The 12,883-nt window shown below is 75.3% G+C and carries 10 protein-coding genes; 8 read left to right on the forward strand and 2 right to left on the reverse strand.

What is annotated here, in order from left to right:
* The first annotated feature begins 208 nt into the window (after positions 1-208).
* The 4 genes from DV20_RS17190 (at position 209) to DV20_RS17205 (ending at position 3,482) form a co-directional block, all read left to right on the forward strand.
* The gene (locus tag DV20_RS17190) at positions 209-670 is read left to right on the forward strand and encodes a mannosyltransferase YkcB-related protein (RefSeq protein WP_043781407.1); all 462 of its coding nucleotides are present in this window, start codon (positions 209-211) and stop codon (positions 668-670) included.
* 175 nt (positions 671-845) lie between these two features.
* The gene (locus tag DV20_RS17195; protein ID WP_160169736.1) at positions 846-2,066 is read left to right on the forward strand and encodes an MFS transporter; all 1,221 of its coding nucleotides are present in this window, start codon (positions 846-848) and stop codon (positions 2,064-2,066) included.
* A 44-nt stretch (positions 2,067-2,110) separates the two neighbouring features.
* Positions 2,111-2,704 (forward strand): RNA polymerase sigma factor, encoded by a 594-nt coding sequence (locus DV20_RS17200; protein WP_200876447.1) that lies wholly within the window; start codon positions 2,111-2,113, stop codon positions 2,702-2,704.
* 34 nt (positions 2,705-2,738) lie between these two features.
* On the forward strand, positions 2,739-3,482 hold the full coding sequence (locus DV20_RS17205) for a hypothetical protein (protein ID WP_051736026.1): 744 nt from the start codon (positions 2,739-2,741) through the stop codon (positions 3,480-3,482).
* 191 nt (positions 3,483-3,673) lie between these two features.
* Here the strand turns inward: DV20_RS17205 and DV20_RS17210 are convergent, their stop codons facing one another.
* Both DV20_RS17210 and DV20_RS47000 read right to left on the reverse strand, forming a co-directional pair.
* Entirely contained in the window at positions 3,674-5,161 is a 1,488-nt protein-coding gene (locus DV20_RS17210; RefSeq protein ID WP_043781409.1) for an FAD-dependent monooxygenase, read from the reverse strand.
* 101 nt (positions 5,162-5,262) lie between these two features.
* On the reverse strand, positions 5,263-8,409 hold the full coding sequence (locus DV20_RS47000) for a BTAD domain-containing putative transcriptional regulator (RefSeq protein ID WP_043781410.1): 3,147 nt from the start codon (positions 8,407-8,409) through the stop codon (positions 5,263-5,265).
* 124 nt (positions 8,410-8,533) lie between these two features.
* Here DV20_RS47000 and DV20_RS17220 point away from each other — a divergent pair, with 124 nt between their 5' ends.
* The 4 genes from DV20_RS17220 to DV20_RS17235 all read left to right on the forward strand — a co-directional run bounded on the left by DV20_RS17220 (position 8,534) and on the right by DV20_RS17235 (position 12,766).
* The gene (locus DV20_RS17220) at positions 8,534-9,730 is read left to right on the forward strand and encodes an SGNH/GDSL hydrolase family protein (protein ID WP_043781411.1); all 1,197 of its coding nucleotides are present in this window, start codon (positions 8,534-8,536) and stop codon (positions 9,728-9,730) included.
* Between the two features lie 114 nt (positions 9,731-9,844).
* Entirely contained in the window at positions 9,845-11,005 is a 1,161-nt protein-coding gene (locus DV20_RS17225; protein ID WP_051736027.1) for a sensor histidine kinase, read from the forward strand.
* Positions 10,998-12,131, forward strand: a complete 1,134-nt coding sequence (locus DV20_RS43125) for a hypothetical protein (RefSeq protein WP_051736028.1) — start codon at positions 10,998-11,000, stop codon at positions 12,129-12,131. Before DV20_RS17225 ends, DV20_RS43125 begins: the two co-directional genes overlap by 8 nt.
* Entirely contained in the window at positions 12,068-12,766 is a 699-nt protein-coding gene (locus DV20_RS17235; RefSeq protein WP_043781412.1) for a response regulator, read from the forward strand. Before DV20_RS43125 ends, DV20_RS17235 begins: the two co-directional genes overlap by 64 nt.
* Positions 12,767-12,883: the final 117 nt, after the last annotated feature.

Raw genomic sequence — 12,883 nt, forward strand, 5'->3', positions numbered from 1 at the left:
GCCCCGAGCCGCGTCCGGGGGTCGCTACGAGCGATCGCCGAGGGTTCGCAGGAGCTGCTCGACCAAGCGCCGTTCGAGGTCGGGGTCGGTGACGACCGCGCGGCGGAACGATCGAGCGGCCACGAAGGACATCAGTGACCACGCGAAGGCTTCCGCGTCCAAGCCCGGGTTCAGTTCGCCCGCATCCCGCGCGCGGCGCAGCAGGCCGGTGAAACCCCGCGCCAGCCGCCGGACGGCGGCCGGACCGCAGACGGACGTCGCGGTCTTCGGCGTCGCCGATCCCCGCATCACCCTGGCCCGGATCCTCGGCGTGCCGCCGACCGGGCCGGTGCCCGCGATCGACGCGCCCCTGCCCGGCTCCGACGTCGACCCCGGCTTGCTGGAGTACCTGCGGGCGCGGCACGCGGGGGAACGGTTCCTGTTCGCGACCGGTGACGCGAGCACCGCGTCGCCGTACCTCGCCGCCGGCTACAGCGTGCTCCCGATGGGCGGGTTCACCGGCTTTTGGCCGTATCCCGAGCCGGACGAGGTCGCCGGGCTTGTCCGGGCGGGACAGCTGCGGTTCCTGTACCTGACCGCGGTGCCCGGCCTGCCGGGGTGCTCGGCGAACGCGCGGCGTGGGCGCGCGGCCACTGCGCGCCGGTGCCGCTCCGGACCCCGAGCGGCATGACGTTGTTCGACTGCGCCGCCCGGCCGGTGACCGGCTAGCGGCGCTTGAGCCGGGGCCGCCGTTGTTGTGATTTTTCGCGTGGGGCCACTTTCCGAAAATCGGCGCTTTAATCAACCGGGTTCGGATTGCTATGGTTTTCCCACGAGGAAATCCGGCAGATGCGGGGGAGTTTGCCGTGCGCGCTTTCGTTGTGGTGAAAGAAAATCCGTCGTTCCGCCGGTTCTGGCTCGGCATGCTGCTGTCCCGCACCGGTGACGTCGTCACCGTGGTCGCGGTTTCCTGGCTGGTGCTGACCATGGCCGGGCCCGCGGAACTCGGGCTGGTCGCGCTGTGCCAAGGGCTTCCCCGCGCCCTGGCCGGGCCCCTCGCCGGTCACCTGCTGGACCGGATCCAGCCGCGGTGGCTGCTGGGCTGGGACAACGCCGTCCGCGGTGTCCTCATCGGACTCGTTCCGGTGCTGTGGCTGCTCGGCGGGCTCGGTGTCGCGGTGCTGTGCGTCCTTTCCGCCTGCGCCGCCGCGATGTCGACGCTGACCGAGGTCGCCGAAAGCGCTGTCGTCCCCCGGCTGGTGCCGCCGCCGGACCTGGCCGCCGCGAACACGGCGCTGGCCACGAACTGGGAGGCGGCCGCGGTGCTCGGCCCGCCGCTGGCCGGCGCGCTCGTCGCGGCGGCCACCGCGCCGGTCGCGCTGGCCGCCGACGCGGTGAGCTTCTTCGTGATGAGCGCGTTGTGCTTGGGCCTGTCGCGCATCGAGCCGGTCCCCGCCGACCGCGTCCGGCCCGGTTTCGGCGTCATCCTGCGCCTGCCTGCCGTGCTCTGGACCTCGGTGGCGACGTGCGGGTTCCTCTTCCTCGGCGGGATGACCGAGGTCCTCTACCCGGTGCTGAGCAAGGAGGTCCTGCACACCGGCCCGGTCGGGTACGGGCTCCTGGTGGGCGCGACGGGCGTCGGCGGCCTGGCCGGGGTCGTCCTCGGCACGCCGCTCGTGCTGCGGCTTCCGCCGGGCCGGCGCATCGCGGCCGTCGTCCTCGCCGGTGCGGTGCCGTTCGCCTTGCTGCCGGCCGCCGGCACGCTCGTTCCGGCGGTCGTGCTCGTCGCGGCGGCGAGCGCGTGCTGGGGACCGTACTTCGCGGTCGAGCGCACCTCGGTGCAGGGCCTCACCCCGGAGTCGGTCCGGGGCCGCGTGATGGGCGCCCGGTCGGCGATCTCGTCCCTCGGGTTCCCGGCGGGCAGCGCGGTGGCGGGGACGGTGAGCGCGGGCGTCGGCCCGGTGGCCGTGGTGGTGGCGGCCGCGGCGGGCTACCTGCTGGTGGCTGTCACGCTGCTGGTGGCGGGCCGGCTCGCGCCGCACGCGCCCGTGGGGCGGTCTTTTGCCCGCCCGGCCGATGGACCATGATGACGCGGTCAACGCGGTGGGGCTGACCGCAAAGGATGCGTGTGGTGCTGGAGTCGGTCCCTCAACGTGCCCGGCGTACGCCCGGTGAGCCGGTCGCCGGCGACGAGCTGTCGGCGGCGCTCGAGCGGGCGCAGCGGGGCGACGAGGACGCGTTCCGCCTGCTGTACCGGTCGGTGCAGCCCGGCCTGTGCCGGTACCTGCGGGTCCTGGTGGGACAGGACGCCGAGGACGTCGCCTCGGAGGCTTGGCTGCACATCACCCGGGACCTGGCCGCGTTCCGCGGCGACGCGGACGGTTTCCGCGCCTGGACCGCGACGATCGGGCGGAATCGGGCGCTGGACCACCTGCGGCACCGGCGCCGCCGCCCGGTCGCCGAGGCGCCGGCCGAGTGGTTCCCCGAGCGGCCCGCCCCCGACGACACCGCCGGGGCGGCGATCGAGGCGACGGCCACCGACGCGGCGCTGGCCCTGATCGCGACGCTGCCGCGTGACCAGGCCGAGGCGGTGGTGCTGCGGGCCGTCGTCGGGCTCGACGCCAAGGCGGCCGCGGCCGTGCTGGGCAAGCGCCCCGGAGCCGTGCGCACCGCCGCCTACCGGGGACTTCGCACGCTGGCCGACCGCCTCGGCGGCCGGGTGTGACACTTTCGGGCGGCCCGGCGCTGAGGGGTGTGTGATGGGCAAGCAGCAAGGACGCCGGATCGGCCGGCGCACCGCGGAGCAGGTGCTTCGAGGTGTGCCGGGCGACGCCCCGGACGCGCTGGCCGGCCTGCTCGCCGCCGCGGCCGCCCCACCGCGCGACGGCGAGCAGACCGGGGAACCGGCCGCCATGACGGCGTTCCGCGAGGCGGCTCAGCACGCTCCCGCCCCGCTACCCCGGAGCCCTTCGATGATCAAGACCAGGTGGGCGAGGCTGCTCACGGTGAAGGTCGCGGCGGCCGCCGCGGCGGTGTTCACCGTCGGCGGAGTCGCCGCGGCCGCCGTCACCGGCGCGCTGCCCTTCCAGGCCGGCGATGCGCCGTCCCCGGCGCCCGCGGCGTCCAGCCATGCCCAGCCGACGGCCGGCCCCGCGGCCGAGGTCACGACCACGCACGCACCCGTGGCGACCCGGACGGCGGACCAGCCGTCGCCGTCACCCTCGCTGGCAGGGCTGTGCCACGCGTACAGCGCCGGCGACAAGGCCGAGCACGGCAAGGCACTGGAGAGCCCCGCGTTCACCGCGCTGATCACGGCCGCGGGCGACAGGACCAAGGTCGACGGCTACTGCGACGCGCTGCTGAAGGAAGAAGCCGCGAAGCCGGCGCACCCGACCGGCGCCCCGGCGGACCCGGGCGGCAAGGACCACGCGACGGCCACCCACCCGGCCGGAGCGCCCAGCACCCACCCGACCGGCCCGCCGACGACCCGCCCCACGCACTGACCGACCCGGCACAGACCCGCGGCGATACCTCCCCTCCCCCTGAGGCATCGCCGCTACGCGGACGGGCGGCGGCCGACCTCATCCACCGGGCCGCCGCTCGTCCTCCAACCGGTTGGCCGCATGACTTCGCCTTGCCGGAGCGAAATGGCGCTGTCCCTTCGCCGGGAACCGGCCTGAACTTCGGACATCGGTCAGAACCAGCGGCGCACGGCCTCCTCGAACGACCCGGGATCCGGCACCCGGTCGCCCGTCCACGCGACGATCCCGTCCGGGCGGACGAGCACCGCGCCGAAGCCGAGGTCGTTCCGGGCCGGGCCGGCCGCGTAGCGGATCCGGTTGCCGTAGCGCGATGCGACCTCGTGCAAGCGGGCGTCCGCGCTGAAGTCGAGGGCGACGCCGTGGCCGTTGTGGAGGAGGTCGGCCAGGGTGGTTCCGTCCGCCAGCACGAATTCCGGGGCGTTGTGACCGGCCAGGCGCTGCTCGCCGCCCCAGTCGTACCGTGCCGGGGACAGGCGCTCGAACACGTACGTCGTTCCGTCGCGCGTGGCGAGGAGGTCTTCGAGCACCGCGCGGGCCGCGCGGGAATGCCGGTCCGGGCGCATCACCGCCACCTGGGCCCGGGACCAATCGAGCACCCGCTCGCCGACCGGGTGGCGCTCGGCCGTGTACGTGTCCAAAAGCTCCGATGGCGCGGTGCCCGCCGCCGTCGCCGCCAGCTTCCAGCCCAGGTTCATCGCGTCGCCGATGCCGAGGTTGAGGCCCTGGCCGCCCAGCGGGGAATGGATGTGGGCCGCGTCCCCGGCCAGCAGGACGCGGCCGCGGCGGTACGTGCTCGTCTGCTTCGCCCGGTCGGTGAAGGTGGACGCCAGGTGCACCTCGGCGATCGTCACGTCCGTGCCGGACACGCGGCGCAGCACCGACTGGAGGTGCTCGCGGGTCGGCGGCCGGGAGCGGTCGTACGCCCCGCCGTCGAAGTCCAGTACGCCCAGGTGGCCCGGCTCGGACATCGTCAGGTACATGCCCTCCGGCGTCACGGTGAAGCCCCGGCGCAGCACACCGGGATCGGCGAGCGTGGCCAGCGCGAGGTAGCCCGTCAGCTGCGGCTCGGTGCCGTCGAACGCGAAGCCCGCCAGCCGCCGCACCGCGCTGCGGCCGCCGTCGCAGCCGACGAGCCAGCGGGCCGGGTACTCCCGGTCGCCGGCCCAGGCGACCACGCCCGAGCCGTCCTGGGTGACGGCCGTGACCTCGACGCCGCGGCGGATCTCGACGCCGAGCTTGCCCGCCCGCTCGGCCAGCACCGTCTCCACCGCCTCCAGGCTGGTCATGATCCCGTCGAGCGCCGGGCTCGGCAGGCGGTGCGGGAACCGCGCGAGGTCGACGGCGGCCGGGTCGAGGGGCGTTCCGGCGAAGTGGCCGACCGAGCGCGGCGGCTCCGGCTCGTCCGGCACCGGCCGTTCGTCCACATCGGACGCGGCCAGCAGCGGCGACAGCATGCCCCGGCGGTGGAACGCCTCGACCGACCCGGCCGACAGGCCCCGCATGCCGAGCGGGAAGCTCCGCCACGGCGAGCGCGGCTCCGGCTCCCGTTCGAGCACCAGCACCGAGCGGCCCGCGAGGCCGAGTTCGCCGGCGAGGAACAGCCCGACCGGGCCGGCTCCCACGATCACCACGTCATGCATGACAAACCGCTTTCTCGAGGTCGACTACGTGACCCCGAGGCTGGCCGCCGTCACGCACACGGCACGCACACCGCGCGCACAGCGTTCACCGCTGACCAGGCTCACCCCACGAGCCGGGCCGGATCGCTCACCGCCAGCGCCGCCTGGGTGTCCAGTGCCCAGCCTTCCGCGTACGCCGCGGCGAACTCGTCCTCGCCCAGCGCGGCCCGGCCACGGCCGGTGAGCTCGCGGACCTGCGGATCGGTGCGGTCGTGCGCGCCACGCAGGCGGGCGGCGGCGCCGAGCAGCACGGCCGAATCGCGCGGCCGTCCCCGTGCTTCGGCGAGCGCGGCCGTGTGCACCGCCACCAGCGACAGGATCGGCAGGTCCCGGGCCGCCAGCGCGGCCGCGTACGCCTCCCGCACCGCCTTGTCCGCGCCGGCCAGGTCGCCCAGGGCCAGGCAGCGCGCGGCCCGGGCGCCGGCGAGCAGCGTCCGGGCGTGGTCCACCGGGAACCCGGTGCCGTCCGGCAGCCGGCGTTCGGCGGCCTCGAGCAGGGCACCGGCCCCGGCCAGGTCACCGAGGCGCACCCGCAGGCCGGCCTCCCAGCCGTCGATCAGGACCACCAGTTCCGGCGGGGACGCGCGCCGCACCCGCTCCCGGGCGGCGTCGATCATCGCCAGGCCCCGGTCGGTCTCGTCCCGCCGGATGTGCAGGTCGATCCAGCGCAGGTCGTTGTAGAGCTGGTCGCCGAGGCTGAGCGCGCCGAATTCGCCCGCCAGCTCCCGGGCTTCGCGCAGGTCGGCCAGTGCGCCGTCGAGGTCGTCGTAGCGGCGCAGCTGGGCGCGCATCGGCAGGATCGCCGCCCGGCCCCACCGGTCGCCGACCTGCTCGAAGCGGGCGAGGGCCGCCGCCACGTGGACGCGCACCCGGTCGAGTTCGCCCGCGTTCTCGGCGATCTCGGCCTGGAACGTGTGGGCCAGCCCGGACAGCCACCCGTCGTCGCCGTCGGCGAGCTGCCGGAAGAGCGGGAGTGCGGTTTCGTCGCCCAGCAGGAAGAGCAGCATCGGGCCGAAAACGCGGTAGTGGCTCGGCAGCTCCGGGTGCGCCAGCAGCCGGCCGGCCAGCTCACGCGTTTCCCCGGCGTCCGCGGGCAGCGTGGCCGCCCGGCTGAGCAGGTGGGCGGCCCGGGCGCAGTCCCGTTCGGGCGACGGCGGGCCGCCGGGCACCGCCAAGGCCTCACCCAGCCAGTAGCGGGCGTCGGAGTCGCGGCCGAACATCTGCCAGTACCACGTCAGCGACAGGGCCAGGGCGATCGCGGCGGCGGAGTCGCCGGTGGCGCACCGGTGCCGCAGGGCGGCGAGCGTGTTGTCGTACTCGGCGCCGATGACCGCCATCGCCGCCAGCTGGCCGGGGCCGCGCAGCTCGGGGTCGTGGCGGGCCATCAGCCCGGCGAAGTGCGTGGCGGCCAGGTCACGGGCGACGCCGAGTTCGCCGGCGCCGGTGAGGCGGTCGACGCCGTACTCCCGGAGGCTTTCGAGCATGCGGTAGCGGCCGGGGCCGGGCGCCAGCTGCAGCAGCGACCGGTCGACGAGGGTGGCGAGCAGATCCGGGATTTCCCCGGCGGGCACGGCGGTGCCGGCGCAGACGGCGGCGGCCGAGGCGGCCGTGACCCCGCCGGGCAGCACGGAGATCCGGTCCGCGACCGTGCGTTCGCGCTCGTCGAGCAGCTCCCAGCTCCACGCGATGACCGCACGCAGGGTGCGGTGCCGCGGCGGCGCGGTCCGGCTGCCGGTGGTGAGCAGCCGGAACCGGTCGGCGAGCCCGGCCGCCAGGTCGGGCAGCGACAGCGTCCGCAGCCGGGCGGCGGCCAGCTCGAGGGCCAGCGGCAGGCCGTCCAGGCCGCGCACCACGCGCACGATGTCGGGCCACGTCGTTTCGTCGACGGCGAACCCGGGCCGCACGGCCGCGGCCCGCTCGCTGAACAAGCGCACCGAAGCCACCTCGCGGACGTCGTCGGCCGGGCCGGGCAGGGCGAGCGGGCCCAGCGGAACGAGGGCTTCGCCGTCCACCGCCAGCGGTTCGCGGCTGGTGGCGAGCACGCGCAGGCCGGCGCAGCGCGGCAGCAGCGTCGCGACCAGGTGGGCCACGGCGTCGATCAGGTGCTCGCAGTTGTCGATCAGCAGCAGGCTTTCCCGGCCGCCGAGTTCGCTGACGAGCACGTCGAGCTCGCCGCCCCCGGCCCGCCGCCGGGCGTCGAACAGCGCACTGCCCCGCAGCCCGATCCCGGCGAGCACGGCGGGGGCGACCTTCGACGGCTCGGTGACGGACGCGAGGTCGACGAGCCGGACGTCGTGGCCGTGCCGCCGCGCCGCCTCCAGCGCGAGCCGGGTCTTGCCGGCGCCACCGGGGCCGAGGACGGTGACCAGACGTCCCGTCGTGAGCAGGGCGGCGATGCGCGCGAGGTCGTCGTCGCGGCCGACGAAGCTGGTCAGCGGGGTCGGCAGGGGCGCGGGCCGGACCCGCACCGGCACGGGCTCGGCGGGCTCCAGCAGACGCAGGTGGCGTTCCCGCAGTGCGGTGCCCGGGTCGGCGCCGAGGTCGTCGGCCAGGGTCCGGCGGACCCGCTCGTAGACGGTCAGCGCCTCGGCCTGACGTCCCTGCGTGGCGAGCGCGTCCAGCAGCAGGGCCGCCGCCCGCTCGTGCGCCGGGTGCTCGGCCAGCAACGCGGTCAGCCGGGCGGCGGCCGGCTCGGCGCGGCCCAGCGCCAGTTCCGCGTCGGCCAGGTCGGTGACGGCCTCGAGCGACAGCCGGGCCAGCCGGGTGGCCACCGCGGGGGCGACGGCGGCGATGAGCGCGGGCTCGCCCCACAACGCCACGGCCTCGGCCAGCGCGGCGCCCGCGGCGTGCGCGTCACCGGCCCGCAGCCGCTCCCGGCCGGCCGCGGTGAGCTGCTCGAACCGCAGCGCGTCGACGTCGGCGGGGTCCACCGCCAGCCGGTAGCCGCCCGCGACCTGCACGAGGAGGCCGTCGGCCGGCGCGAGGGCGCGGCGCAGCCGGGAGACGAGCGTCTGCAGGGCCGAGGCGGTGCCGGACGGCGGCTCGTCGCCCCACACCGCGTCGACCAGCACGCCGGGCTCGACCGCACGGCCGCCGGCGAGCGCCAGCCGGACGAGCAGGTTCCGCAGCCGCGTGCCCGGTACCGGCAGGACCGCGTCGCCCCGGCTCACCTGGAACGTGCCCAGCAGCGTGATGCGAAGCCCGTCCATGCCCCGATCTTCGCGCGCCCGGTGCCGCGGCCCTCAGCCGGGCGGGGCGTGTCAGCGCCGCGTGCGTCGCGTGTGAGCGGACGGCGGCAGCCTGCGGACGTCGAATCGACCAACGGAGGCAGACATGACCGAGCCGGAGATTTCCTGGGTCCGCAGCTGGGGTGCTTCGCCCCAATCGCCCGACGAGGGGCTGCGCTCGCTCGACAGCCACCCGCCCCTCGCCGACGTGACGCTCCGCCAGGTGGTGCGCCTCAGCGGCGGTGGGCGCCGGGTGCGCGTGCGGTTCACCAACGAGTTCGGCACCACGCCCCTGACCATCGGCGCGGCGCGGGTGGGCTTCGCGCTGCCCGGCGGTGGGGTGCGGGACGAGCGCGTGCTGACGTTTTCGGGGGCCACGGCCGTCACCGTCCCGGTGGGTGCGCCGATGCCGAGTGATCCGGTGGACCTGCCCGTGTCCGCGCTCGCCGAGCTGTCCATCAGCCTCTACCTGCCGGAACGCGTGGAGACCTGCACCTGCCACGACCCGGTGCTGGACACCGGCTGGACGATCCCGGGTGACGCCGTCGCCGCGTCCGCGCTGCCGCCGGACGCCACGGTGCTGCCGGTGCGGGCGCTGCTTTCCGCCGTCGACGTGCTCCCCGGCGCACCGGCCTCGGCCGTCGTCGTGGTCGGCGACTCGCGCACCGACGGCGCCGGGTCCACTCCGGACACCCACCACAGCTGGCCCGAACTGCTGGCCGCGCGCGGCGCCGGTTTCGTCGTCAACCAGGGGATCAGCGGCAACCGGCTGCTCAACGACGGCATCGGGCCCGCGGTACTGGCCCGCTTCGACCGGGACGTGCTGGCGACGCCGGGCCTCGGTTGCGTCGTGGTGTCCGCGGGCGGCAACGACATCGCGATCTCCGCCGCCCCGCGCGACGACGGCCCGATGGCCGATTTCCTGAAGATGTTCCCCGGCGCTCCGGTGACCACGGACGACGTCATCGCCGGTTTCCGGCAGCTGGTGGCGCGGGCGCGCGAACGCGGTGTGCTCGTGTACGCCACCACGATCGCGCCCTTCGAAGGCTCGGAGGCCTACTCGACGGCGGCCGAGGCCGCGCGCCACGAGGTCAACGCGTGGATCCGCACGGGCGGCGCGTTCGACGCGGTGCTCGACTTCGACGCCGTCTGGCGCGACCCGGACCACCCCAGCCGGATCCGGGCGGATTTCCACTCCGGTGACCACCTGCACGGCAGCGACGCGGGCTACCGGGCGCTGGCCGCCTCCGTGGACTTGTCGCTGTTCGAACCGGCGGTCATCGCCGGGAAACCGGGACGCTGACCGGTGTCCCGGCCCAGCCGCCAGGCGCGGTGGACGCCGAGCGGGTGACATCCGATTGGCCGTCATGACAGGGCCGATTCCCCGGTTAGCCTCGTCTCCGAGGCGGAGGTGCTGGTGGGCGAACGGCGTACGACGGAGGAGGGCGACGCCAGCCGCGCGACGGACCGGGTGCTCTTCCGGTGTGCGGCGATCGCGCGTGGTTCGCTCGGGGCCACCGGTGCCTTCGCCGCTGTGCTCGACGCCGCTCAGTCGCCGGCGATGACCCTCGTCGCCGCGGGCGGGAACCTGGCCTGGTCGGCCTTCTTCGTCTGGTGCGCGGTGCGCCGCCGGATCACCGGCGGGCTGCTGGCGGTCGATCTGGCCGAGGTCGTGGCGCTCTGCCTGCTGCAGGGGCAACTGGTGTCTCCCGGGGCCCTCCCGTCGGGTGCCTCGTGGATCGCGGTGCTCATCGGGGTGCGCGTCATCTACGGCCACATCGGGGTGCGGCCCGTCGCCGGGGTCGCCGGGGGATTCCTGGTCATCGCCGCGTACGTCGCCGGCCAGGTGCTCGCGGGCGTGCCGGGGGCCGGGATCGCGCAGGCCGGGGTGTACTCGCTGCAGAACGTGTGCGGTCTGGTGCTGCTGGCGCTCCTGCGGCGGGTGGGGTGCGCCGCCGACGCGGAACTGGCCGAGTTCCACCGCAGCCAGTCCCGCGCCCGGGCCGACCGGCTCCGGCGGGCCGAAGAGCGCGAAGCCGACCGGCGGCTGCACGACACCGTGCTCGCCACGTTGACGATGGTCGGGTCCGGGGCCATCACCGCCTCTTCGGCCCGGCTGCGCGCGCAGGCCCGTGCCGACCTGGACGTCGTGTCGGACCTCCGCGACGGCGACGGCGACGGGGCCGGGACCGGGCTGGTCCGGCTCGACCGCCTGCTGCGGGACGTCCCGGCCCGCGCGGGGTGGCCGTCCGGGGTCCGGCTGGAGCTCGCCGCCTGCGAGGCGCCGGCGGTGGTCGCCGACGCCTTCGCCTGGGCCGCCGGCGCGGCGCTGGTCAACGCGCGCCGGTACGCCGGGGTCGGCCACGCGTCCCTGGTACTGGCGAACGAGGCGGGCGAGATCGTGGTGACCGTGGCCGACACCGGGCGCGGCTTCGACCCGGCGGCGGTGCCCGCGTACAAGTACGGCCTGCGCGAAGCCGTCGTGGGACGGCTGGCGGCGATCGGGGGCGACGCCGTCGTCCGTTCGTCGCCCGGGCGCGGGACCGTCGTCACGCTCAGGTGGCGGGCCGGTGGCTGACGACACCAGCGTGTCCCTCGCCGCGCGGTACCAGCGCGGGACCATCATCGTGACCGCGTGCATGGCGGGGCTGTGGCACGGCGGCTTCGACACCGCCGCGGTGCTGCTGATGTGGCCGGATTTCCGGTGGGTGTGGGTTTCGCCCGTGATGTGGGCGCTGTACACGGCGGTGCTCGTGGCCGGCACGGTCCAGCTGCTCCGCGACGGGGTCGTGCGCCGGCCGTGGCTGGTGGTCGCGCTGACCTTGACCATCAGCGTGGTGGTCGCGGTCAACGCGGACGGCGCGGTCGTCAGCTTCGAGAACTGGGCGTTCGGCGCGGCGGGCTGGCTCGGCGTCCTGGCGAGCTGGGGACGCTCGGCCGCGCCGCTGGCCGTGGTGCTGGCCGGCAACGGCGCCGCCTCCACCGCCGCCCTGTTCCTGCTGGCCGAGCCGGATCTGCAGGACGTCGCGCTGGTCTTGACCAGCCTGGGCGGCTCGGCCGCGCTGCAGGTCGCGCTGGCGTACGGCGTGCGCACGCAGCGCCGGATCGTCGACGGCGCCGTCGAGGCGGCCACCGCGCGGGCCGAAGTGGAGACCCGGCGCTTGGCCGCCGAGCAGGCGCACGCCGCCCGCGTCCGGCGGCACGAGTTCCTCCAGCGCACCGCGGCCGTGGTGCTGGCCGGCCTGGCCGACGGGACCAGCGATCCGGCCGATCCGGCCGTGCAGCGCCGGTGCGCGATCGAAGCCGCCCGGCTCCGCCGCCTGTTCCTGGAAGCCGACGAGGTGCCCGATCCGCTGCTGCACGAGGTGCGCGCGTCCCTCGACGTCGCCGAGGCACGGGGGGTGCCGGTGCGGATGAGCGTGTCCGGTGCGCTGCCTGCTGCCGTGCCGGTGCCGGTCCGGCGCGAGCTGATCGAGCCGGTCATCGAGGTGCTGAGCTCGGCGCGCACCCACGCCCGGGTGACCATTTCGGGCGGCGGGGGCGAGGTGCAGGTGAGTGTCATCGCCGACGCCGGCACCGTGCCGGCCCCGCGGGCGAGCGGGCAGGTCGGGGTCGAGTGCCAACGGGAGGGGGAGTCGCTGTGGGTGCAGACCAGCTGGAGCGGCGGATCACCGTCGCCATCATCGAAGACCACGAGGTCGTGATCGACGGGGTCCGGTCGTGGGTCGACCGCGACCCGGACCGGCGGGTGCGGGTGGTGGCGGGCGGGGCCGACGTCGACGAGGTCCTCGCCGGCCCCGGCGGCCAGGCCGACGTCCTGCTGGTCGACCTCAACCTGCGCGGCACGCTCATCGTCGACCGGATCGCCGAGCTGACCGAGGCCGGGTACCGCGTGGTGGTGTTCTCCGCGCACTCCGAACCCGAAAACGTCCTCGCCGTCCTCGACGCGGGCGCGGAGTTCCTCGAAAAGGACGAAAGCCGCGAGCACTGCGTGGAGACGATCGTGGCCGTCGCCGAGGACCGGCCCTACGTCACCCCGTCCAGCGCGGGCGCGATGATCGCCGACGACCGGCCGGTCCGCCCGGCCCTTTCGGGCCAGGAACTCGCCGCGCTCAAGCACTGGTTCCAAGGGATGTCGAAGGCGTCCGTCGGGCGGCGGATGGGGATCAGCGAAGCCACGGTGAAGCAGTACATCGACCGGGCCAGGACCAAATACGCCGCCGTCGGCCGGCGCGCGACCACAAAGGACGCGCTACTGGCGCGCGCCATTCAGGACGGTCTCATCCAGGCCGGCGAAATCGGCGAATACCGTTCGCTGGCCAACCGGTCCGAAAGCTGACGTCGCTCCTTGACCCCCGCGTGGCCGTCATGACCGCGGGGAATTCCGGTTGTAGCGTCGGGCTCGATCTTCGGAAGCCCGGACAACCGGTGGAGGAGGCGAAATGGAAACGCACGG

The organism is Amycolatopsis rifamycinica, from assembly GCF_000695625.1.
Taxonomy (GTDB): Bacteria; Actinomycetota; Actinomycetes; order Mycobacteriales; family Pseudonocardiaceae; genus Amycolatopsis; species Amycolatopsis rifamycinica.

Coding starts and splice junctions, on each gene's coding strand:
- DV20_RS17205 (WP_051736026.1), top strand. CDS start 2,739: ATGGGCAAGCAGCAAGGACGCCGGATCGGCCGGCGCACCGCGGAGCAG.
- DV20_RS17210 (WP_043781409.1), bottom strand. CDS start 5,161: ATGCATGACGTGGTGATCGTGGGAGCCGGCCCGGTCGGGCTGTTCCTC.
- DV20_RS47000 (WP_043781410.1), bottom strand. CDS start 8,409: ATGGACGGGCTTCGCATCACGCTGCTGGGCACGTTCCAGGTGAGCCGG.
- DV20_RS17220 (WP_043781411.1), top strand. CDS start 8,534: ATGACCGAGCCGGAGATTTCCTGGGTCCGCAGCTGGGGTGCTTCGCCC.